This is a genomic window from Caecibacteroides pullorum (assembly GCF_019239235.1).
Lineage (GTDB): Bacteria > Bacteroidota > Bacteroidia > Bacteroidales > Bacteroidaceae > Bacteroides > Bacteroides pullorum.
The window spans coordinates 160228-182869 of record NZ_JAAZTS010000001.1; the positions used below are offsets into that span (position 1 = coordinate 160228).

Sequence of the window (22642 nt, forward strand, 5' to 3'; positions counted from 1 at the left end):
AACTTTTTTTATATTTTTTTTCGAAGCCTGTCTCTGAATGTCCTATGTCGGTGAGGAAATAATGGAATATAGAATAATAATGTGTAACTTTGCATCCGCATTAAAAGTTATGTAAGCAAATTATGATTGATACCAATATATTTCAGAATAAGACAGCTGTCTATTATACGTTGGGCTGCAAACTGAACTTTTCGGAAACGTCCACTATCGGCAAGATGTTGAAGGAAGCCGGAGTACGTACGGCCAGACGGGGAGAAAAGGCTGATATTTGCGTAGTAAATACCTGTTCGGTGACCGAAGTGGCTGACAAAAAGTGCCGTCAGGCCATTCATCGGCTGGTGAAGCAACATCCGGGTGCCTTTGTGGTAGTGACGGGATGTTATGCACAGCTGAAGCCGGATACAGTGGCCCATATCGAAGGCGTAGATGTGGTTTTGGGTGCTGAGCAGAAAAAAGATTTGCTGCAATACTTGGGCAACCTTCAGAAGCATGAAACAGGTGAAGCCTTCACGTCGGCTTTGAAAGACATCCGTTCGTTTGCCCCGTCGTGTTCGCGTGGTGACCGCACGCGTTTCTTCCTGAAAGTGCAGGACGGTTGCGATTACTACTGTTCCTATTGTACCATTCCCTTTGCCCGCGGTCGTAGTCGTAACGGTAGTATTGCTTCGTTGGTTGAACAGGCACGGCAGGCTGCGGCCGAAGGTGGAAAAGAAATCGTATTGACGGGAGTCAATATAGGCGACTTCGGCAAATCGACAGGTGAAACTTTCTTCGATCTGGTGAAGGCGCTGGACGAGGTAGAAGGTATTGAGCGTTATCGCATTTCGTCTATCGAGCCCAATCTGCTGACCGATGAGATTATCGACTTCGTATCACATTCCAAGCGGTTTATGCCTCATTTCCATATCCCGCTGCAATCGGGTTCGGATGAGGTGTTGAAGCTGATGCGTCGTCGGTATGATACAGCTCTGTTTGCTTCCAAAGTGCATAAAATCAAGGAGGTAATGCCCGATGCCTTTATCGGTGTGGACGTCATTGTGGGAACGCGTGGCGAAACGGAAGAATATTTCGAGGAGGCATATCGCTTTATAGAAGGACTGGATGTCACACAGTTGCATGTGTTCAGCTATTCTGAACGGCCGGGTACGCAGGCGTTGAAGATAGATCACGTTGTGTCGCCAGAAGAAAAGCATCGTCGCAGCCAGCGTTTGCTGGAACTTTCTGATCTGAAAACCAAGGCTTTCTACGAGAAACATATCGGACAGACCTTGCCTGTGTTATTGGAAAAATCCAAGCCTGGTACACCTATGCATGGCTTTACGCCTAACTACATACGGGTGGAAGTGCCCCATAACGATGCACTTGACAACTGTGTGGTGACTCTTCGATTGGGCGAATGGAACGAGGAAGGGACCGCTTTGAAGGGCTTGCCCTTGGAATAAACCACAGAAGAGAACGATGGAAGATATGGAAAAGGTTGCAGTCGTCATATTAAACTGGAACGGATGCGAGATGCTTCGTTCTTTCTTGCCTTCGGTCGTGGCCCATTCCGAAGCGGATGGGGCCGTCGTATATGTCGCAGACAATGGGTCTACAGATGCTTCGGTTCAGCTTGTCCGGAAAGAATTTCCTTCAGTGCGTCTTATTCAGCTGGAAAAGAACTGGGGTTTTGCCGACGGCTATAATGAAGCCTTGAAGCAGGTAGAGGCGGAATATGTAGTGCTGCTCAATTCGGATGTGGAGGTGACGGCTCATTGGTTGCAGCCGCTTCTGGCCTATATGGATACTCACTCGGAAGTAGCCGCTTGCCAACCCAAGTTGTTGAGCTGGCATGACAAGAGCGCTTTCGAGTATGCAGGTGCTGCCGGCGGTTTCATCGATTGCTATGGTTATCCTTTCTGTCGCGGACGCATTATGAGTGTTGTTGAAAAGGACGAGGGACAATATGATGCGGTTGTTCCTGTCTTTTGGGCTACAGGGGCTGCTTTGTTCATTCGTTTGAAGGATTATTGGGAAGCGGGTGGATTGGACGGTCGCTTCTTTGCGCACATGGAGGAGATTGATTTATGTTGGCGTCTTCGTGCCCGCGGTCGGCAGTTGGTATGTATCCCCCAAAGTGTAGTTTATCACGTGGGTGGTGCTACGTTGAAGAAAGAAAATCCTCGCAAGACATTTCTGAATTTCCGTAACAATTTGTTGATGCTTTACAAGAACCTGCCTGCCGAAGAATTAGGCAAAGTGATGCGTGTTCGTTGGTTGCTCGACCAGGTGGCAGCTTTTGTCTTTCTGCTGAAAGGTCAGTGGGACAATGCTTGTGCCGTTTGGCGGGCACGTCGGGAGTATTGTCGGCTTCGTCCCTCGTTCCGTCCGTCGCGCGAGGAGAACGAAAAGAAGGCCTGCACATCGGTGATACCCGAGCGTACACGTTACAGTGTTCTGATACGTTACTATCTGCAGGGGAAAAAACGTTTTTCAGGCCTATAAAGTCTGTCTTTCTATATGCACCTCCACTCCTGCTGTTTCAATATCGGCTCCCATGGGTGGATTGCGTTTGGATAGTTTCAGGTCAATGCGTTCGATCGTCGGAAAATCGTTGAACAGACGGCGGACAATGCGTCCTGCGACATGTTCAAGTAGTTTGGAAGGAATATCCATTTCTTCTTTTACGGCTTGGTGGATTTCAGCATAGTTGACGGTATCGGCCACGTCGTCACTTTCCATTGCACGTGCAATGTCTGTTTTCAGTCGTAGCGATACGACGAACTCATTGCCTACAGTCGTTTCTTGGGGAGCTACGCCATGGTAAGCAAAAAAGCGGATGTTTTCGAGAAGGATATAACTTGTCATGTCTGCCTGTTTCAATAAGAAAATATTAAAAATGGAACAGTTTTTTATCAATAAAATTGTTTATTGAACAGTTGCCGTTTTAATAGTGCAAAGATAAAATAAAAGGAGGGCGTCGCAATATTTTTTTCGTTATATTTGTGCGTCTTAAATATAGAATACTTATGTCTTTGCATCAATTTCATCTCTTTTTATGGGTGATGAGCAGTGTGGCTTTGCTCGTTTTCATAGCCCTCTATTTTGTAAAAGCTGGTTACGGCATGTTTCGTACCGCTTCGTGGGGATGGTCTATATCCAACAAAGTGGCTTGGGTGCTGATGGAGGCACCTGTCTTTTTCGTGATGTTGGGTTTGTGGATGATAAGTGGGGTTGGATTCTCTGCACCACAATTTTTGTTTTTGCTTCTGTTTGAATTGCATTATTTGCAACGTTCGTTTGTCTTTCCACTTTTGATGAAGGGGCGTAGCCGTATGCCGGTAGCTATCATGGCAATGGGCATTGTATTCAATGTGTTGAACGGATTGATGCAGGCTGGTGGAATATTTTGGTATGCGCCCGAAGGATATGCCGAAGGATGGACTTGGTTGATGCGTCCGCTTTCTATTATAGGTTTGGTGCTGTTCTTCGTTGGTATGGGTGTCAATCTGCATTCCGATCATGTCATTCGTCATCTGCGCAAGCCGGGTGACAATCGGCATTACCTGCCAGGCAAGGGAATGTACCGTTATGTCACGTCTGCCAACTACTTTGGAGAACTGGTGGAGTGGACGGGGTTCGCCTTGTTGACCGCTTCACCTGCAGCGTGGGTATTTGTTTGGTGGACAGCGGCCAATCTAGTGCCTCGAGCTGACGCCATACACAAGCATTATCGCGAAGAGTTTGGCAACGAAGCCGTGGGGCGTAGAAAACGGATTATACCTTATATATATTGATGGCTAGAAAAAAAGAAAAAGGATGCTTTTCTTGATCTTAAAAGGCTGTGATCGTCTTCTTAAAACATCCTTTTCTAAAATTAGATAGATTATGAGTTCGAAATTATTTACTCCAGTAACCTTGGGACCGCTGACGCTACGTAATCGTACGATCCGTTCAGCGGCCTTTGAGAGCATGTGCCCTGGCAATAAACCTTCAGAGCAATTGCTCGATTATCATCGTTCAGTTGCGGCCGGCGGGGTAGGCATGACGACCGTTGCCTATGCGGCTGTGACTCGTAGCGGCCTTTCATTCGACCGCCAGTTGTGGATGCGGCCGGAGATTATCCCTGGACTCCGTCGCTTGACAGATGCTATCCATGCTGAGGGAGCTGCCGCCAGTATCCAATTGGGGCACTGTGGCAACATGTCCCATAAAAGTATCTGCGGTTGCTTGCCCGTGGGGGCCAGTACAGGATTCAATTTGTATTCTCCTACATTTGTTCGCGGCCTTCGGGCAGATGAATTACCCGAGATGGCGCGTGCCTATGGTCGTTCGGTTAATCTGGCTCGTGAAGCAGGATTTGATGCGGTAGAAATTCATGCGGGGCATGGCTATCTTATCAGTCAGTTTCTTTCTCCTTCTACCAATCATCGAAAGGACGAGTTCGGAGGTTCGTTGGAGAATCGTATGCGCTTTATGGATATAGTGATGGACGAAGTGATGAAGGCGGCTGGCAACGACATGGCTGTATTGGTGAAGATGAACATGCGCGACGGCTTTCGTGGAGGAATGGAGATTGATGAATCTTTGCAGGTGGCTCACAGGTTACAACAATCGGGAGCACATGCCTTGGTGCTGAGTGGAGGATTTGTCAGCAAGGCACCGATGTATGTGATGCGCGGTGAGATGCCCATCCGTACCATGACCCATTACATGACCTGCTGGTGGTTAAAGTATGGAGTACGCATGGTGGGTAAGTGGATGATACCTACTGTTCCTTTCAAAGAAGCTTATTTTCTGGAAGATGCTTTGAAATTCAGGGCTGCGCTCGATATGCCTTTGGTCTATGTAGGAGGATTGGTGGCCCGACAAAAGATTGACGAAGTGTTGGATCATGATTTCGAGGCCGTACAGATGGGACGCGCTCTGCTCAATGAACCTGGCTTTGTCAATCGCATGCGTGAGGAAGAGCATGCACGCTGTTCTTGTAAACATAGTAATTATTGCATTGCTCGTATGTATTCTATCGATATGGCTTGTCATCAGCGTCTGAAGGAAGAGCTTCCACTTTGTTTGAAAAAAGAAATCGAACGAATAGAAAGTCGAGGATAGCGATGGAAAAGAAATTGGCTATAATAACAGGTGCCGATGGCGGTATGGGAACGGAAATAACCCGTGCTGTCGCCTTGGCTGGCTATCGTATACTGATGGCATGCTATGATCCGCAGAAGGCAGAAGAGAAAAGACAAAAGCTGATCAAAGAAACAGGTAATACAGACATTGAGGTGCGAAGAATTGATCTTGCTTCGTTGGACACGGTAGCTGCTTTTGCCGATTACCTGTTGGGGCGGGGCGAACGTGTATCGTTGTTGATGAACAATGCCGGCACAATGGAAACGGAACGTCGCATAACAGTAGACGGATTGGAGCGTACGGTCAGTGTCAATTATGTCGGACCTTATTTGTTGACGCGGAAATTACTTCCGTTGATGGGAGAGGGAACCCGCGTGGTCAATATGGTTTCATGTACTTATGCCATTGGACGGCTGGATTTTCCAGAATTTTTCTTGAAAGGCAAGAAAGGCAGTTTTTGGCGTATTCCTATTTATAGTAATACTAAACTGGCGTTGACCTTGTTTACACTTGAGCTTGCTGAACGTGTGAAGGACAAGGGGATTGTGGTTAATGCGGCTGATCCAGGTATTGTTTCAACGGATATCATTACTATGCATATGTGGTTCGATCCTTTGACGGATATTCTTTTCCGTCCTTTTATTCGTACGCCACGCAAAGGAGCAGCTACGGCGGTCAGTCTTTTGTTGGATAAGGATGCTGGGGAACGTACAGGAACATTGAATGTCAGTTGTCATCCTAAACAACTTTCAGAACGATTCACTCATCACAAGCAGGCTAAAGAGTTGTGGGAACGGACGGAACTGCTTGTAAAGAAATGGCTTTAGTTTTGGAAAGAGAATGTAGATCGTATCAAATGAAAAGCCAGACATTTCATATTGAGATGTCTGGCTTTTTAGTTGGAAACACTTAAAAATTTCTATTGTTTTTTCTTAGATAGACAGTGCCCGCAATACATTGACCAGCTCTTTCTTGATGGGCTTGTCATTTTTGATAGCCTTAGTGAAGGGAACATAAACGACTTCGTCATGTTCGATACCGATCATTACATTGCGTTGTCCTTCCATAATGGCGTCAATAGCAGCGGCACCCAGTCGGCTGGCCAGGATACGGTCGTGAGCCGTGGGGCTTCCGCCACGTTGCAGGTGGCCGAGGATGGTAACGCGTACATCGTATTGTGGATATTCATTCTTTACACGTTCAGCATAGTGCATGGCACCTCCCGTCAGTTCGCTTTCGGCAACGAGGACGATACTGCTGTTCTTTGACTTGCGGAAGCCGTTCTTGATGAACTCTTCCAACTGGTCGACTTCCGTACTGAATTCGGGGATGATGGCTGCTTCGGCACCCGATGCAATGGCTCCGTTCAGGGCCAGGAAACCTGCGTCGCGTCCCATGACTTCGACGAAGAACAGGCGCTCGTGTGATGTAGCCGTGTCGCGGATCTTGTCGACGGCGTCAAGGATGGTGTTCAGAGCCGTATCGTATCCGATGGTGGTATCCGTACCATAGAGGTCGTTGTCGATGGTGCCAGGCAGGCCGATGCAGGGCACGTCGAACTCTTGTGCGAAGATGCGGGCGCCTGTCAGCGAACCGTCACCGCCGATGACTACGAGGGCGTCGATGCCTTCCTTCTTCATATTGTCGTAGGCTTGCTGACGGCCTTCAGGAGTGGTGAATTCCTTGCAACGTGCTGTTTTCAGGATGGTTCCTCCCAGCTGGATGATGTTACTTACATTCTGGCTCTTGAATTCTTTGATTTCGCCGGTCACCAGACCTTTGTATCCTCTATATATACCTTTCACTTGAAGTCCGTTGTAGATGGCTGCGCGTGTCACCGCACGGATGGCAGCGTTCATACCCGGAGCGTCTCCTCCGGAGGTCAGGATGCCGATGCACTTAACTATTCCCATAACAATCTTTTTTAGTTAATAAATGACGTTGCAAAGATACGAAAAAGCTTAGGGTAGCTGTAATAATTTTCGTTAATTTGCCGAAGTTTGAAGTTTCTCTTCAATCGTTGCAGAGATTTTTTCCATCAGCCATTTAGGGGTGGAGGTAGCTCCACAAATGCCGATGGAGGAGGCTTTTGCCAGCAGGGAAGTGTCTATTTCTTCAGGGCTGTCTATCAGGTGAGAGTTGGAGTTTACCTTCTGGCATTCGCTGAACAGCATCTTGCCGTTGGAGCTCTTCTTGCCGCTGACGAAGAATATCAGATCGTGCGAGGCGGCAAACTTGCGGATATTAGGAATGCGGTTGGCTACCTGACGGCAGATGGTGTCGTAGTATTCGAAGGTTGCGTCGGGCGAGATGTGCTCTTTGATATATTCTACGATGCGTTGGAATTCGTCGAGCGATTTGGTTGTCTGCGAGTAGAGGCGAATGCTGCGGCTCAGGTCGAGCGACTTGGCTTCTTCCAGCTTCTCGATGACGATGGCCTTCCCTTCCGTCTGCCCGACGAGCCCCAGTACCTCGGCATGGCCGTTCTTGCCATAGATCACTATCTGCTTGTCTTCTTCCGTGTTTTGGGTATATTCCTGCTTGATGCGTTTCTGCAGGCGGAGGACAACGGGGCAGGTGGCGTCGATGATTTCGATGTGGTTTCGGCGGGCCGTCTCGTAGGTCTCGGGCGGTTCGCCATGGGCACGAAGCAGTACCTTGGCGTCGTGCAGGCGGTTGAATTCGTCGTGGTTGATGGTGACGAGCCCCATGGCTTTCAGGCGCTCCACCTCACGGCTATTGTGCACAATGTCGCCCAGGCAGTACAGCGTGCCGCCTTTGGCCAGCTCTTCTTCGGCTTTGCTGATGGCGTTGACAACTCCGAAGCAGAAGCCCGATCCTTCGTCTATTTCTACTTTTGCCATACGATAAAACGGTGTTTTACGAGTTGGAAAACATTGCTTTCCTGTTCGGAAAACGGTGTTTTCCTGGTTAGAGGAAAATGCGTGGTCAGTTGCCGGCCACGCGTGCGAATTGTTCGGCCAGCCATTCCTTTTGCTGTTCGATGGTCAGATGGCTGTTGTCCAGCAGCAGGGCGTCGTCGGCCTTGCGCAGGGGACTCACTTCGCGATGCTGGTCGATGTAGTCGCGCTGCTTCACGTTCTCCAGTATCTCGTCAAAGTCTACGGCTTGTCCTTTGGCCTTCAGCTCGTCGTAGCGGCGCTGGGCGCGTATCTCGGGCGAGGCGGTGACGAATATCTTCAGCTCGGCGTCGGGGAAGACGGTGGTGCCTATGTCGCGGCCATCCATCACGATGCCTTTCTTTCGTCCCATTTCCTGCTGTTGCTTGACCATGGCTTCGCGTACGAAGTCGAGGGCAGCCACAGGACTGACATGGGAGGATACTTCCATGGTGCGTATCTTGCTTTCTACGTTCATGCCGTTCAGGTAAGTGTCAGGACGGTTGGTTTCCGCATTGGGGCGGAAAGTGATGTGGAGGTTGTCTATTTCGTTCCGAAGTTTTTCTACGTCGATCTGTCCGTTGTGCAGGAGTCCGTTTTCGATGCAGTACAGGGTGACGGCACGATACATGGCTCCGCTGTCGATGTAGATATAGCCGATCTCGCGGGCCAGGTCTTTGGCCATGGTGCTTTTTCCGCAGGAGGAAAATCCGTCAATGGCGATAGTTATCTTTCTCATTTTTCCTATATATAATAAGGTGGTTGTCTGTTCAAATGGAATGGCCTTCGTCATAAAACGAAAACATTTCATTTTTTGTTCAAAAAAACATGCCAAAGATAAGGGTATTTTTAAAATATCTCGTTACATTTGTGGCATAAAAGCGAAAGTAGCGTTTTGAACAATTAAAAAAACGAAAATGCAGCATGGAATGTGTAAAAAAAAGCATCCGTGTGTGACGTTTCGGGGGAAAAGTGCTATATTTGCCCAAAATGAGAAACACTAAAATTAATAATAAATTATGGAAGTTAAAAAATCGCCTAAAGCAGACTTGGAGAATAAGAGATCGACTTGGCTGCTCGTCGGTTATGTGGCTGTGCTTGCTGTCATGTTCGTCGCCTTCGAATGGACGGAGCGTGATGTGAAGATTGATATGAGCCAAGCTGTAGCCGACCTTGTGTTTGAAGAGGAAATTGAAATTCCTATTACGGAACAACCGGAAATGGCTACTCCTCCGCCTCCTCCTGAAGCACCCACCATTGTTGAGACTTTGACAATTGTGGATGACGATATGGATATCGAGTCGACTGAGATCGCTTCTTCTGAGGAAACCGGTCAGGCTGTAGAAATCGCCTACGTGCCTCCTACGGTAGAAGAGGAAGAAGTAGAAGAGCAGGAAATCTTCGAGGTTGTAGAGCAGATGCCTGAATTCCCCAACGGTGGTATGGCAGGTCTGATGCAATACCTGAGCAAGAACATCAAGTATCCTACCATCGCACAGGAGAACGGTACGCAGGGTCGTGTGACTGTACAGTTCGTTGTCAATGCCGACGGTAGTATCGTAGATGCCAAGGTTATCCGTGGTGTAGACCCCTATCTGGACAAAGAAGCCCTTCGCGTGATCAACTCCATGCCGAAGTGGAAACCGGGTATGCAGCGTGGTAAGGCCGTACGTGTAAAATACACCGTGCCTGTAATGTTCAGATTGCAGTAATTTTATAGTTTGATAATTAGGGAAGAGGTTGCCGTATGTGCAGCCTCTTTTCGTTCCTGTCCATTTCTTTTCTTTCCGAGATTAGCTATGTTTAAATCATCCGAACTACTTGAGAAAATCAATGCTCATATTGCCGGCCTTCAGTTTACTCGTCGTCCTGAAGGACTTTATGAACCAGTGACTTATGTGCTTTCATTGGGTGGAAAACGCATACGCCCCGTGCTGATGCTGTTGGCTTACAATTTGTATAAAGAAGATGTAGAAACAATCTTCAATCAGGCAACGGGAATCGAGGTGTATCACAATTACACCTTGTTGCACGACGACCTGATGGACAAGGCAGACCGTCGTCGTGGCAAGCCGACGGTGCATAAGGTTTGGAATGAAAATACGGCCATTCTTTCGGGTGATGCCATGTTGGTGTTGGCCTATCGGTATATGGCTGAAGGATGTCCTGCCGACCTCTTGAAACCGGTCATGGATTTGTTCGGACAGACGGCGCTCGAGATCTGTGAAGGACAGCAGTTCGACATGGAGTTTGAAAATCGTAACGATGTGTCGGAAGCAGAGTATCTGGAGATGATTCGGCTCAAGACTTCTGTTCTGCTTGCGGCCAGTTTGAAGCTGGGTGCCCTGTTGGGTGGAGCTTTGCAGGAAGATGCTGACCGTCTGTATGATTATGGTGTCAATATGGGCTTGGCTTTTCAGTTGAAGGATGATTTGCTGGATGTCTATGGCGATCCGAAAGTCTTTGGCAAAAATATCGGTGGCGACATCTTGTGCAATAAGAAAACCTATATGTTGATACAAGCTCTCGAGCGTGCATCTGACGACCAGCGGAAAGAGTTGGAGCGGTGGTTGGCTGCCGATGATTTTGTACCGGCCGAAAAAATAGCAACTGTGACGCACCTTTATGACGAGATTGGTATCAAGGATTTGTGCGAACAGAAAATCTGCGAATACACCCGCCTGGCAGAAGAAAGCCTTTTGCAGGTAGGAGTGGCAGAAGAACGTAAGCATGAGTTGCAGGCGTTGCTGGAAGGCCTGGTGCATCGTGAGTCGTGAGGTTGGTGCGATTTAATCGTCTAAATTGATAAGACAGAATGCCCTATAGAAGATTACCCAATACGGATCAGGCACGTATTCGAGCTTTGAAAGCTGCGATCGAAAAAGCCGATGCCTATGACAATCCGTACGGAATTCCTTTCAGTTTCAAGGTGCTTGGAGCTGCAAGAAATTTTCTGCCTCGCTTTGAGGCGGCTCACATCTTCTATATGGAATGCTTTGAAAGGCAGGCCGCTGCCGGGAGAAAGCATCAGGCACATGTGAAAATGGCCCGCCTGTATCTTTCTCATTTCATACAGGTGCTCAATTTAGCTGTGATACGCTCGGAGATACGTCTCTCCCATAAGGAATATTATGGCTTGGATGCTCAAAATTCCCTTCCCGATTTGTCCAGCGAACAGGCTTTGGTAGAGTGGGGACGCAAGGTCATCGAAGGAGAGAACCGTCGTATTTCCCAAGGGGGCATTCCTATTTATAACCCTACCATTGCCAAGGTGAAAGTCCATTATGATATCTTTCTGGAAGGCTACGAAAGGCAGAAAAGCTTCCAGTTGGCTACAGCTCGTGCCTTGGAAGCATTGGCGGCCATGCGTCAGGAAGCCGATGCACTGATCTTGGATATCTGGAATCAGGTGGAAGCGAAGTTTGAACAGATACTTCCCAATGAAAAACGTCTCGAACTCTGCCGTTCGTATGGATTGATTTATTATTATCGAACCAGTGAGAAAATGAAAATAGAAGGAGGATGCTGATGACAATGATTGATACACATTCCCATCTTTTTTTGGAAGAATTTGCTGACGACTTGCCTGAAGTGATGGAACGGGCACGCCAGGCTGGTGTCAGTCATATTTTTATGCCTAATATTGACAGTACGACTCTCCAGCCTATGTTGGATGTGTGTCGTCGCTATGAAGGATATTGCTTTCCGATGATTGGGCTTCACCCGACGTCTGTCCGTGCCGAAGATTATGAAGATGAACTGGCTGTAGTTGCTCGTGAATTGGCTTCCGGCCGGAAGTATGTAGCCATTGGTGAGATCGGTATGGATTTATATTGGGATCAGACTTTTCAGAAAGAGCAGGAGGATGCGCTTCGCCGCCAGTTGGATTGGGCTTTGGATTATGATTTGCCAGTTGTGATCCATTGCCGCGAAGCGTTTGCGCCTATATATAAGATAATGGAAGATTACCGTTCTACCCATCTCTGTGGAGTCTTTCATAGCTTTACGGGTACAGCTGACGAAGCACAGCGTATCTTGGAGTTTCCTGGCTTTTATTTAGGTGTGAATGGCGTGGTGACTTTTAAGAAATCCCATCTGCCCGAGTTGTTGTCGTCCGTTCCTTTGGATCGTATTTTGTTGGAGACAGACTCTCCATATTTGACTCCAGTTCCTTATCGGGGACGCCGAAATGAAAGCGCCTATGTGCAGTACGTTTTGCTGAAAGTCGCCGAGGCCTGTCGATGTACGCCTGACGAGGTAGCGAAGCAGACATCTGAAAGCGCGTTAAAAGTGTTTGGAATGCTCAAATAAGGTCGCAAAGACTTTAAAGTTTATTAATTTTGGGTTTTTCTTAAAGATTATAGGCGGAGAATGCGATGCGAGAACAAAAAAAAGAATACATTTGTAGCTGAAAACGCTGGAGGTTCGCAATTTTTTTGTAATTTGCAGCCGTTTTTAAGAAAAGCATAGGAAAAGGAGAGATGCTCGAGTGGTTGAAGAGGCACGCCTGGAAAGCGTGTATACCCCTAAAGGGTATCGGGGGTTCGAATCCCCCTCTCTCCGCAACAGACGATAAAAAGCGAATAATAAATAAACATAATAACAAGTAATTTAATTAATTAATCTTAAAAATTAGACACACAATGAAAAAGTTATTTGCAATTGTTGCTGTGATGGGAGTCTTAACATTTGGCTCAACTCAACTTGCTAAAGCTCAGGATGCTCCTGCAGCGGAACAAACAGAACAGGCTGCTCCCGCAGTAGAAGCTGCTGCTGACGAGGCTGCTGCTCCTGTAGTAGTAGAAGAAGGTGGTATTCACAAGGAACTGAAGATCAAATATATCGAAGGTTCTGCATTCTTCATGAGTTTTATTTCTATTGCATTGGTTATCGGTTTGGCTTTCTGCATCGAGCGTATCATTTATCTGAGCTTGGCCGAAATCAACACGAAGAAGTTCATTGCCGCTATTGAAGCAGCTATGGAAAAAGGTGATGTAGAAGGTGCTAAGGATATTGCACGTAACACCCGCGGTCCTATCGCTTCTATCTACTACCAAGGTCTGATGAGATTGGATCAAGGCTTGGACGTTGTTGAGAAATCAGTAGTTTCTTACGGTGGTGTACAGGCTGGCTACTTGGAAAAAGGTTGCTCTTGGATTACGCTGTTCATCGCAATGAGCCCGTCTTTGGGATTCTTGGGTACTGTGATCGGTATGGTGCAAGCATTCGATAAGATCCAGCAGGTAGGTGATATCTCTCCGACGGTCGTTGCTGGTGGTATGAAAGTGGCCTTGATTACGACTATCTTCGGTTTGATCGCAGCCTTGATTCTGCAGGTATTCTACAACTACATCCTGTCTAAGATTGAAGCTCTGACCAGTGATATGGAAGATTCTTCTGTAACGCTGTTGGATATGGTTGTGAAATATGAACTGAAGTACAAAAAATAATAATCTTATTGCAAGATGAAGAAATTTAAAATACAAAGGGTTTCAGGATTTATCCTGTCTGTAATGCTCCTCATTACACTGATCATCCTGGGCTTGTTCTTCTTCGGTGGAGAAACCCCAATGGATCAGCGTGTGGTGGCTGACCCTTCGCTGTCAGAGCCGCTTTACACGGACGCTATCCTGTATTGGAATTATATTTTGTTTGTGTTGGGAGTTATAGCTATTGTTGTTGGTGTCGTTTATCAATTTGGCTCCACGTTCGCAGATTCTCCTAAGACTGCTCTTAAATCATTGGTTGGTATTGCCTTGCTCGTTGTTGTATTGGTTGTAACATGGGCTGCGGGTGATGCAACACCTTTGGTCATACCGGGATATGAAGGTACAGAGAACGTTCCTTTCTGGTTGAAATTGACCGATATGTTTATATATACACTTTACATAGAAGTAGGTGTGATGATTCTATTAATGATAGGATTTGGCGCTGCCAAAAAGTTTAAATAAATCAAGTAAGAGGAATTAATATGGCTAGAAAGAAAAGAACCGTTCCCGAAGTCAACTCAAGTTCTACGGCGGATATGGCTTTCATCTTGTTGCTGTTCTTCTTGCTTACCACTTCTATGGATACCGACCAAGGTTTGGCAAGACGTTTGCCGGAACCTCCACGGCCAGACCAGAAAAAGGAAGACAAGGATATCAAGGAGCGCAACATCCTGCAGGTCTTCGTGAACTTCAACGACCAGTTGATGTGTGGAAGCGACTATGTCAGCGTAGAACAGCTGCGCGACAAGGCAAAGGAATTCATTGCCAATCCGTACAACGACGAAAAGTTGCCGGAAAAAGTGGCTGTCGAAGTTCCTTTCTTTGGAACCCAGATGGTGACAAAATTCCACGTTATCTCTTTGCGTTGTGACCGCGGTACGTCCTACAAAGCATATATTGCTGTACAGAATGAACTGGTAGCTGCCTACAACGAGTTGCGTAATGAACTGGCACAGTCCAAGTGGCAGAAAAATTATGCTGACTTGAATGAAGAGCAGCAGGAAGCGATACGTGAGATTTATCCTCAGGTGATTTCTGAGGCGGAACCTAAAAAGTATGGAGAAAAGAAGTAATGGGAAAATTTAATAAAACAGGTAAGCGCGGCATGCCCGCCTTGAACACTTCTTCACTGCCTGACCTTATTTTCACATTGTTGTTCTTCTTCATGATTGTAACAACCATGCGTGAGGTTACTTTGAAGGTTGAGTTTAGAGCTCCGCAAGCTACTGAATTGGAGAAACTTGAGAAAAAATCGTTGGTAACGTTTATTTATGTAGGAAAACCGACGAAAGAGTTTCGTGCGAAGCTGGGTGAAGAAAGCCGTATCCAGTTGAATGACGCTTTTGCCGAGGTATCTGAAGTATACGATTACATCAACGGTGAACGTGCTAGTATGAAAGAGGAAGACCAGCCGAATATGACTGTCTCTCTGAAGATTGACCAAGACACCAAGATGGGTATTGTTACTGAAATCAAGGAAGCTCTCCGTCAAGCTTATGCATTGAAGATTAACTATTCAGCGCAGCCGCGTCAGTAATAGTTGAGATAGATATTGAAAAAGGGCATATCTTTTTGGGGATATGCCCTTTTTTGTTTCCCAAACTATTGGAATATTTGTTCTGCAAGTTACGTGTAGCTTGTTTATAATGTATAACCTGTGCCTTTGACGAAGCACTGCATGAGGCTCTCACTCAGCACTTCATGAGGGGCTCACGAAGCACTGTGTTACCTTGTCATGAAGCACTGTGTTATACCCTCACGAAGTGCTGTGTCAGTGGGCGTTGTACACGTCCCGATAGATTCTTTGCTTTACTTTCTCATAATCTTTCTGGCTGTCCAGTGCTCCATGTACCATCAGGCGCATGGGCAGGAAACTGTCACCCGCTTTATAGGGAGGCTGGTAGTACTCGTTTTCCCACAGCGTGAAGCCGTTCCGTTGGTAGAATCCTATTCGTCGTTGTGCCATTTCTTCTTGGGGCATCTCCACTTCCAGTACGATCGGTTTGTCCAGAATCGTGCACAAGTGTTGCAGCACTGCCTTGCCGTATCCACCGTTTCTTTGGGCCGGATCTATGGCGAAATGTTCGGCATAATAGAAGTCGTCGAAGTCCCAGTAGCTGATAAGGCCGATGGGGCATCCGTCGTTCAGCACGATATTGTTGTAGAAGTGCGTACGGTGATCCGTAAAATCTCTCAGTTCGTTCAGGTCTCTATATTCGTCTGCTGGGAACGAACGTGTCATCAGTTCTTCCAGAAAAGCATACAGCTTCCGGTCAGAGGTAGTAATGCGTTGCAGTGTAATCATGTATGGTTTGTTTATGGATGTAAGATGATTTTCTTTATTCTGTGTAAAATTCAATCAGTCGTTGGATGGCCCGTTGGCAGACGGGGCAGAACGTGGGATATTCGTTGGTGCGCATCCGGCAGTTGTCAGCCGGGCGATAGATGCCTTTCGCGGAATAACCTCCCCCTTCGTAGACGCCTACCGGATAACGTTCGCTTTCGGCTGTCGGGGTGGGAATCGGTGTTCCCTTACCGAGTATATCCTCCCATTTCGATGCAAAGTCAATGCGGGTGCTGATGTTGGGCTCCCATGGTTCCACGTCCAACGGGTAGGTATCCGTCATAACGTCGTCGTCATAAAAGTATTCATCGGCCAGTCCGGCAAAGCTGTGTCCGAATTCGTGTACCACTACGGGGCGGAACATCGGATGGTGGGCAGTGGTTAGTGTATAGGCGTTATAGATTCCTCCACCGCCATATTCGTCTGTGTTGGCCAGGATGATGATATGTTCGTAAGGTATGCCGGCCAGTGCGTCGTGTATAGACTTCACGCGCGATGTTGTCAGGTAGCGATCAGAGTAGAACGTGCTGAAATGTGAACTGAAGGCGGTCTGTTTCCAGTCATTCAGGCGTGGGATGCTGACGCCACTGTCTTTCGACGGGCTGGCTACGGCCACTACGTTGAAACGGTTTTTCAGCGACTTGAACGGTTCGTGTCCGAACAAACTTTCACAGGCTGTGGCTGCATCACGGTAGAATGTTTCCATTTCGGCTTCCGTATAGCCCTCTGCCAGGATGGCTACGTCGATGCACCGCTCAGCGCTTCCACTTTGTATCAGGTATTTATGGGGTGTCACGTCGCTGAATCCTTTCGGATGGATCAGGATGTCGGCAGGATCTACCGTATGCTTCATGCTGGCTTTCGGTTTCAGGCGTTTGTCGAGGAGGGTTACTTCCACTTCGACCGGTTGCTTGGGATAGGGCAGTAAAAACGTGTTTTCGAAGCCTTTTTGTACCTTGCGGGCTTCGTCTGTCTCCAACCATTCCTGAAAGAGAGTAGAGAAAGACGTGCGGTAGATGACGGTCCCTTTTTCCAGGTCACGAACCGTTATCTGTCCGTAGCCGGTGAGTGGCAGTTGGGCCAGATTGTGCTTGCGCCCGCTCCAGCCGGGCAGTACCGACAACTCGTCTACCCAGATTTCCTGGCGTTCGGCGTTGCCGGTAAAGAAGTAATCCACACGGAGCGTCTTGTCCGTAAAATACTGCGAAAAGTCCTGCGCAGCCAGTGTGCCGACTGTTAGTAGCAGGATGAGCATGCATGCATATTTTTTCATCACTTATTCTTTTTATGGGAAACACAAAGATACAGCTTTTATCATATATATACAAGAAAAGTAACAATCTCGCTCTTTTTTGCTGAAAAAAATGCTAACTTTGCAGCCTGATAATTTGGATTATTATAATTATAAGAATTTAAAAAATGGGACATCATCAATTGGATACTTTGGACGAGCAGATTTTGAAACTGATAGCTGACAATGCCCGTATCCCTTTCTTGGAAGTGGCTCGTGCCTGCAATGTATCTGGCGCTGCCATTCATCAACGCATTCAGAAACTTACCAATTTGGGAATACTGAAAGGATCGGAATACATTATTGATCCCGAAAAGATCGGTTATGAAACGTGTGCGTACATCGGTATCTATTTGAAAGATCCTTCATCGTCAGATGCAGTTATCAAGGCTTTGGAGAATATTCCCGAGATTGTGGAGTGTCACATCACTACCGGCAAGTACGACATGTTCATCAAGCTTTATGCACGCAACAACCGTCACCTGCAGAATATTATTCAGGAAAAACTGCAGCCGCTGGGTATGGCGCGGACGGAAACCTTGATTTCCTTCCACGAAGTGATTAAGCGCCAGATGCCGATTCTGATCGAAGACGAAGATCAGGAAGAAGATTGAGCGAAGTGGAATCAGTGGCCCTGTCAGGCATTAGCTCCTGACATAGTCTACAAAGGCATACGGACAGGGATGTTTTTCATCGGCAGGATGAACATCCCTGTTTTTTTCGTGCCATATCTCAGGCTGTACCTGCGGGAAGTAAGCATCCGCTTGCGGAGCTTCCGCGTCTATCTCTGTCAGACAGAGCCGGTCGGCCAGCGGCAGGGCTTGCCGGTAGACGCTTTCGCCGCCGATGATATAGACCTCTTCGTCGGTATCGCAGTGGCTTAGGGCTTCCTCCAGGCTGGTGAAAACTTCCGCACCCGGGCAGCTAGTAGCAGCGTTGGACGAGAGTACGATGTTGCGTCGGTTAGGTAGGGCGCCTTTGGGTAGCGATTCGAAGGTCTTGCGGCCCATGATGATGGTATGGCCTGTGGTCAGTGCCTTGAAGCGTTTCAGGTCGTTGGGCAGCCAGAAGAGCAGTTTGTTCTGGTAGCCGATGGCCATGCGGCGGTCTACGGCGGCTATGATGCTGATCATGTTTTTTTCGTTTTTGGGGTGTTAAACGGATACTTTGCCTGCAATATGTGGATGCGGATTATAATTTACCAGCTCGAAGTCATCATACTGGAAATCGAAGATACTCTTCACGTCCGGATTGATTTTCATCTGCGGCAGGGGACGCGGTTCGCGCGTCAGCTGCAGTTTCACCTGCTCCAGGTGGTTCAGGTAGATGTGTGCGTCGCCCAGCGTGTGGATGAAGTCGCCTGCCTTCAGGCCCGTCACCTGTGCCATCATCTGCAGCAGCAAGGCATACGAGGCGATGTTGAACGGTACGCCCAGAAAAGTGTCCGCACTGCGCTGGTACAGTTGCAGGCTCAGCCGTCCGTCGGCCACGTAGAACTGGAAGAAGGCGTGGCAGGGCGGCAGGTTCATGTTGTTCAGGTCGCCCACGTTCCAGGCACTCACGATGATGCGGCGTGAGTCGGGATTGTGCTTGATGGTTTCCACCGCCTCGCTGATCTGGTCGATGAAGCCGCCCTGATAGTCGGGCCACGAGCGCCACTGGTAGCCGTAGATATGTCCCAAGTCACCGTCCGCGTCGGCCCATTCGTTCCAGATGCGCACGCCGTGCTCCTGCAGGTACTTCACGTTGGTGTCGCCTTTGAGGAACCAGAGCAGTTCGTAGATGATGGATTTCAAGTGCAGCTTCTTGGTAGTGAGGCAGGGGAAGCCGTCGTCCAGATTGAAGCGCATCTGATGGCCGAACACACTGATGGTGCCCGTGCCGGTTCGGTCGCTCTTCTCGACGCCTTCGGTCAATATGCGGTTGAGCAGGTCTAAATATTGTTTCATGGCGTAACTTCTTTATTTGGATGCAAAGGTAACCTTTTTAGGCAAAGAAAGAAGAACCTGCGGGATGGATTTTTTCAGAGGAACGGTGTGAACAGATGGGCAAACCATCCTACAAACTTCTTCCACGCCGACCGTTCTTTCCAATATTCGGGCGTCATCAGCGTACTGTTCTGTTTGTCTCTGTTGAACATTTCAGTCAGTTCAGCCGTCGTTTCGGGATCGAAGATGAAGGCATTGGTTTCGTAGTCGTAGCGCAGGCTGCGGCTGTTCAGGTTGGCCGTCCCCACGGTACAGAAGCTACCGTCCACCATCATTACTTTAGAGTGATGGAAGCCGCCGTTGAACAGATACACCTTGGCGCCTTTCTTCATCAGTTTGTGCAGGATGTAGAAGGCGGCTTCAGGCGTAAAGGGTACGTCGGATACCGAAGGAACCATGATTTCCACTTCTGTTCCTTTCTTCAATGCATGTTTGATGGCTTCCTTGATGGACTTGGTAGGCACGAAGTAGGGGTTGACGATGCGTATCAGGCTGTCGGCTTCACGGATGGAAGTCGTGTACGCACGGCTGATGGAGCGCGGCGTCTCGCGGGGGGTACGGTCTACGATCATGATCTCCTCCGCGATGCTGTCCGGCAGCTGGGGCGTGTCGGGAAAGTATTCCGGTCCGCCGATGTGTTGTCCTGTTTCGCGGTTCCACATGGTCAGGAAGATACCTTGCAGGTAGCGGACCGCATCACCCTCGATACGGGCGTGGATGTCGTGCCATTCGCCGATCTTGGGTAGGCCCTTGATGTAGTAGTCGGCCACGTTCATCCCTCCTGTGTAGCCAATCTTTCCGTCGATGACCACGATCTTGCGGTGGTCGCGATGGGCGGCGTGGTTGAACCAAGGGAATGTGAAGGGATCGAATTTCACGATTTCGATGCCCTGCTCGCGGATGGCTTTCAGGTGTTTCTTGGTCAGCGGTTTGTTGTTCGACAGATTGCCGAAAGCGTCAAACAGGGCACGCACTTCTACGCCTTCCTTTACCTTTTGGGCCAATAGTCGGAACAGGACACCGGCGATGGAGTCGTTACGGAAGTTGAAGTATTCCAGATGGACATGGTGGCGTGCGCCACGGATCGCTTCGAACAGGTCGGTGAATTTCTCATCACCGCTCATCAGCAGTTCTACCCGGTTATTGTAGGTCAGCGGAGCACCCATGTCTTTCAGGCGGTGCATGACGATGCTGTCGCTTGGGGTAGTCTGGGCAGCGGTATGTCCAGTCAGGAATAATAATGCCGTTGTCAGTAATAAGTGATATATAAAAACTCTCTTTGCCATTTTAGTTTTTTGCAGGGGCAAAGATATAACATCTCATGGACAATATTGTTCTGAGTATAGGAAAAAAAGCTGTTTTTAAGCCAAAGAAGCTATTTTTTTGTACATAAGGAACAACAGTACTACGACGGCCAGTGCCAGCGATTTGGGGTCTGTCTGCGCCATGCCGTTTTCCAGAGTGGTGGTGAATGTCTCGCGTAGCGTGTCCCACACCAGTTGCACTCCGTCCAGCAGAACAAACAGTACGGCGGCCAGCGTAAATCCTCCGGCTGTCCACAAGCGTGCCAGGCGGTTGCTACGGCAGGGCAGGCTGCGCATTACGCGGCGTGTGAAGCCGTTGTCGGCCACTTCCTGCCGCTGTCCGGCGAAGAAGCTTTCCAGTAACTTGTCATTATTTTCCGTCATATCCATTCTGTTTTAAGTACGTCGCCATCTTTTCCTTGGCCCTCGAAAGGTGGCTTTTTACGGTTCCCGTAGGGCATCCGGTAATGCTTGCTATCTTGTCTATGCTCTGGTCCTCCAGGTAGAAGAGGGTGATGCAGGTTCGCTCGATGTCTCTCAGCGTGGCCAGTGCGCGGTGCAGGTCCGACTGCAGGCCCGTGTCCGGCTGGCGCACGCTGCATTGGGCGTCTACCCGTGTCGTGTCCAGGTCGTCTGTCTCCTTCCGGCTGCGAAGATAGTCATAATATTGATTGTACGCAATACGGTAGAGCCAGGTGGAGAAGCTGGACAGGTTCTTGAAGGAAGCCAGGCTGGTGTAGGCACGGATAAAGGTGTCCTGCGCCAGGTCGTCGCTCAGTTCGCTGTCGCCGCAGGTCAGGTTCAGGAAGAAGCGCCTCACGGGCGACTGGTATTTCCTGACCAGCTGGTCGAAGGCGCGGTTGTTGTGGAACATCACGACTTGTGCAATCAGCGATATGTCGTTGAGCTGGCTCATTCTTTCGGTTTGTTAGTGTCTTCGGCGTCGGGAGTGTCTTTCTTTTCAGTCTGGTCGCGGAGTTCGATGCCGCCCACTTTCATGTAGCGGTAGCCGGTCTTTTCATCGCGTTCCATGCGGATGAAGGGCTTGCCGTCGCCTTGTCCCGGCTGGGTATAGTAGATGGTTACCTGTCCGAAACCCGTGAACATGATGAGCAGCCCGATGCATCCCAGACTGAATTCACCTGTAAGAGCCCAGAGAAAGATGAAAAGCCCGATGCCCAGGAAGATATTCTTGATACCCCGGCTGCGCAGGTCTTTGCTTTCTCCTTCCTTGGTTTCTTTGAAGAATTCGGGTGGAAGCTGCTGTCCGGCAGCCAGTGCCTGTTCGGCCAGGCGATATTTGGCCTTTCGGTTCTTGTAACGGAAATAGAAGATAATAAAGAGGAGCAGCGCGGGCAAGCCGAACACGAAGATGATGGCTGTCAGGGCAACAATTGTTTCCGGTGCGTCTTCGCCGAAGTTGAAGCCCACCCATTGCAGACCGCTGCTGTCGTGGCGGTGGCGGTAGGTGCCGTCACTGTCGGCTTCGCTGGAGTCGGTGCCTTCGTAGGTAGTGATGCTCAGGGTGTCGGTAGTCTGTTGCCCGTTTATCACGGTGTCTTGCAGTTCGATGACGCGTTTCTTGCCGTCTACGGTGTCGGTCACGGTTCTGTTTTCGGCCTGCATGCCCAGGCTTGTGGCGGCCATCAGGCCGAGTAGGATAAGGATACGTTTCATATTCGTCAGTCTTTTATTCGTTGCTTATTTTTTGTTTTCTTTGTTGGTTAGACGGAATATCCGTCCCACAAGGTTGCAAAGTGACGACTTTTTTTTCAGATTTCTTCGAATAGCTTCTGTTTTTTCCATTATCTTTGCCGCCACAATCAATCATAAACAAACGCTTTTGGAGAAACTGCGCCGCATTATGAAGTATTTTCTTCCCTTGCTGTTCCTGGCGTATTGGGGAGGAGTTACGCTGTTCACCCACTCACATGTGGTGAACGGAGTTATCATTGTGCATTCGCATCCCTTCAAAACCGGTCATCAGCACACCGAGAGCCAGGCCGAGACCATTTTCTTCCTCGACCACTATGTGGCTTCCTCCGTTCCTGTGCTGTTGGTTGCCGTTCCCTGCTTCTGTGCCCTGTTGGGCTTGCTGGTTGTGGCGCGTACGTCGTGCCTCTGCCTGCGTCGGCCGGACGACGGCATCCGTTTGCGCGCCCCTCCCGCTTGTGTCTTCTCTTGTTGATGTAATCTGTGGTGAGCATCTGTTTA

26 protein-coding genes, 1 tRNA gene and 1 pseudogene are annotated in these 22642 nt (G+C 48.6%); 16 read left to right on the forward strand and 12 right to left on the reverse strand.

Annotated elements, in window-relative coordinates:
• Positions 1–122: 122 nt before the first annotated feature.
• Positions 123–1442 (forward strand): tRNA (N(6)-L-threonylcarbamoyladenosine(37)-C(2))-methylthiotransferase MtaB, encoded by a 1320-nt coding sequence (mtaB, locus tag HF894_RS00585; protein WP_204970735.1) that lies wholly within the window; start codon positions 123–125, stop codon positions 1440–1442.
• A 25-nt stretch (positions 1443–1467) separates the two neighbouring features.
• Positions 1468–2484, forward strand: a complete 1017-nt coding sequence (locus HF894_RS00590; RefSeq protein WP_204970736.1) for a glycosyltransferase family 2 protein — start codon at positions 1468–1470, stop codon at positions 2482–2484.
• Here HF894_RS00590 and folB read toward each other — a convergent pair.
• Positions 2479–2847 (reverse strand): dihydroneopterin aldolase, encoded by a 369-nt coding sequence (folB, locus tag HF894_RS00595; protein WP_204970737.1) that lies wholly within the window; start codon positions 2845–2847, stop codon positions 2479–2481. The two genes, HF894_RS00590 and folB, sit on opposite strands and share 6 nt — an antisense overlap.
• Before the next feature lie 161 nt (positions 2848–3008).
• Between folB and HF894_RS00600 the strand changes: the two genes are divergently transcribed.
• The 3 genes from HF894_RS00600 (at position 3009) to HF894_RS00610 (ending at position 5939) form a co-directional block, all read left to right on the forward strand.
• Positions 3009–3776, forward strand: a complete 768-nt coding sequence (locus HF894_RS00600; protein WP_204968653.1) for a DUF1295 domain-containing protein — start codon at positions 3009–3011, stop codon at positions 3774–3776.
• A gap of 91 nt (positions 3777–3867) precedes the next feature.
• Positions 3868–5091, forward strand: a complete 1224-nt coding sequence (locus HF894_RS00605; RefSeq protein ID WP_204970738.1) for an NADH:flavin oxidoreductase — start codon at positions 3868–3870, stop codon at positions 5089–5091.
• Between the two features lie 2 nt (positions 5092–5093).
• Positions 5094–5939, forward strand: coding sequence for an SDR family oxidoreductase (locus tag HF894_RS00610; RefSeq protein ID WP_075317635.1), 846 nt, complete (start codon positions 5094–5096; stop codon positions 5937–5939).
• Between the two features lie 105 nt (positions 5940–6044).
• Here the strand turns inward: HF894_RS00610 and pfkA are convergent, their stop codons facing one another.
• From pfkA to cmk, 3 genes are all read right to left on the reverse strand, one after another.
• Entirely contained in the window at positions 6045–7025 is a 981-nt protein-coding gene (pfkA, locus tag HF894_RS00615; protein ID WP_021847098.1) for a 6-phosphofructokinase, read from the reverse strand.
• Positions 7026–7097: 72 nt separating this feature from the next.
• Positions 7098–7976 (reverse strand): 4-hydroxy-3-methylbut-2-enyl diphosphate reductase, encoded by an 879-nt coding sequence (locus HF894_RS00620; protein ID WP_021847099.1) that lies wholly within the window; start codon positions 7974–7976, stop codon positions 7098–7100.
• 85 nt (positions 7977–8061) lie between these two features.
• Positions 8062–8751: a (d)CMP kinase gene (cmk, locus tag HF894_RS00625; protein ID WP_204968657.1), complete on the reverse strand. Its 690-nt coding sequence runs from the start codon at positions 8749–8751 to the stop codon at positions 8062–8064.
• Between the two features lie 280 nt (positions 8752–9031).
• Between cmk and HF894_RS00630 the strand changes: the two genes are divergently transcribed.
• From HF894_RS00630 to HF894_RS00670, 9 genes are all read left to right on the forward strand, one after another.
• Positions 9032–9724 (forward strand): energy transducer TonB, encoded by a 693-nt coding sequence (locus HF894_RS00630; RefSeq protein WP_021847101.1) that lies wholly within the window; start codon positions 9032–9034, stop codon positions 9722–9724.
• An 87-nt stretch (positions 9725–9811) separates the two neighbouring features.
• The gene (locus HF894_RS00635) at positions 9812–10789 is read left to right on the forward strand and encodes a polyprenyl synthetase family protein (RefSeq protein WP_204970739.1); all 978 of its coding nucleotides are present in this window, start codon (positions 9812–9814) and stop codon (positions 10787–10789) included.
• A gap of 38 nt (positions 10790–10827) precedes the next feature.
• Complete coding sequence (locus HF894_RS00640) at positions 10828–11541, forward strand: hypothetical protein (protein ID WP_021847103.1); 714 nt, start codon at positions 10828–10830, stop codon at positions 11539–11541.
• Positions 11541–12323, forward strand: coding sequence for a TatD family hydrolase (locus HF894_RS00645; RefSeq protein WP_204970740.1), 783 nt, complete (start codon positions 11541–11543; stop codon positions 12321–12323). Before HF894_RS00640 ends, HF894_RS00645 begins: the two co-directional genes overlap by 1 nt.
• A 164-nt stretch (positions 12324–12487) precedes the next feature.
• Positions 12488–12575 (forward strand) — tRNA-Ser (locus tag HF894_RS00650).
• An 80-nt stretch (positions 12576–12655) separates the two neighbouring features.
• Entirely contained in the window at positions 12656–13462 is an 807-nt protein-coding gene (locus HF894_RS00655; RefSeq protein ID WP_021847930.1) for a MotA/TolQ/ExbB proton channel family protein, read from the forward strand.
• Positions 13463–13477: 15 nt separating this feature from the next.
• The gene (locus tag HF894_RS00660; RefSeq protein WP_246593086.1) at positions 13478–13963 is read left to right on the forward strand and encodes a hypothetical protein; all 486 of its coding nucleotides are present in this window, start codon (positions 13478–13480) and stop codon (positions 13961–13963) included.
• 20 nt (positions 13964–13983) lie between these two features.
• Complete coding sequence (locus HF894_RS00665; protein WP_021847932.1) at positions 13984–14574, forward strand: biopolymer transporter ExbD; 591 nt, start codon at positions 13984–13986, stop codon at positions 14572–14574.
• Entirely contained in the window at positions 14574–15038 is a 465-nt protein-coding gene (locus HF894_RS00670; protein ID WP_204968661.1) for an ExbD/TolR family protein, read from the forward strand. Before HF894_RS00665 ends, HF894_RS00670 begins: the two co-directional genes overlap by 1 nt.
• Before the next feature lie 234 nt (positions 15039–15272).
• Here HF894_RS00670 and HF894_RS00675 read toward each other — a convergent pair whose 3' ends face one another.
• Positions 15273–15806 (reverse strand): GNAT family N-acetyltransferase, encoded by a 534-nt coding sequence (locus HF894_RS00675; protein ID WP_021847934.1) that lies wholly within the window; start codon positions 15804–15806, stop codon positions 15273–15275.
• Between the two features lie 34 nt (positions 15807–15840).
• The gene (locus tag HF894_RS00680; RefSeq protein WP_204970741.1) at positions 15841–17118 is read right to left on the reverse strand and encodes an IgA Peptidase M64; all 1278 of its coding nucleotides are present in this window, start codon (positions 17116–17118) and stop codon (positions 15841–15843) included.
• Between the two features lie 146 nt (positions 17119–17264).
• On the opposite strand from HF894_RS00680, the gene HF894_RS00685 reads away from it, so the two are divergent.
• Entirely contained in the window at positions 17265–17750 is a 486-nt protein-coding gene (locus HF894_RS00685) for an Lrp/AsnC family transcriptional regulator (protein ID WP_021847936.1), read from the forward strand.
• Between the two features lie 30 nt (positions 17751–17780).
• Here the strand turns inward: HF894_RS00685 and HF894_RS00690 are convergent, their stop codons facing one another.
• From HF894_RS00690 to HF894_RS00715, 6 genes and pseudogenes are all read right to left on the reverse strand, one after another.
• Positions 17781–18269 carry a dihydrofolate reductase gene (locus HF894_RS00690; protein WP_204970742.1) on the reverse strand — a complete coding sequence of 163 codons (489 nt, stop codon included), beginning with the start codon at positions 18267–18269 and terminating at the stop codon, positions 17781–17783.
• A 21-nt stretch (positions 18270–18290) separates the two neighbouring features.
• Positions 18291–19085, reverse strand: a complete 795-nt coding sequence (locus tag HF894_RS00695) for a thymidylate synthase (protein WP_204970743.1) — start codon at positions 19083–19085, stop codon at positions 18291–18293.
• Positions 19086–19159: 74 nt separating this feature from the next.
• Positions 19160–20410 carry a cardiolipin synthase gene (gene cls / locus HF894_RS00700; RefSeq protein WP_204970744.1) on the reverse strand — a complete coding sequence of 417 codons (1251 nt, stop codon included), beginning with the start codon at positions 20408–20410 and terminating at the stop codon, positions 19160–19162.
• A gap of 75 nt (positions 20411–20485) precedes the next feature.
• Positions 20486–20812 (reverse strand): DUF5056 domain-containing protein, encoded by a 327-nt coding sequence (locus HF894_RS00705; protein ID WP_204970745.1) that lies wholly within the window; start codon positions 20810–20812, stop codon positions 20486–20488.
• A complete protein-coding gene (locus HF894_RS00710; RefSeq protein ID WP_021847941.1) occupies positions 20799–21344 on the reverse strand; it encodes an RNA polymerase sigma factor in 546 nt (181 codons plus the stop codon). The genes HF894_RS00705 and HF894_RS00710 overlap by 14 nt, the downstream gene beginning before the upstream one ends.
• A gap of 128 nt (positions 21345–21472) precedes the next feature.
• A pseudogene (locus tag HF894_RS00715) lies at positions 21473–22105 on the reverse strand (DUF6249 domain-containing protein); the annotation flags it as partial.
• A gap of 187 nt (positions 22106–22292) precedes the next feature.
• On the opposite strand from HF894_RS00715, the gene HF894_RS00720 reads away from it, so the two are divergent.
• The gene (locus HF894_RS00720) at positions 22293–22616 is read left to right on the forward strand and encodes a hypothetical protein (RefSeq protein WP_204968669.1); all 324 of its coding nucleotides are present in this window, start codon (positions 22293–22295) and stop codon (positions 22614–22616) included.
• The last annotated feature ends 26 nt before the right edge of the window (positions 22617–22642 follow it).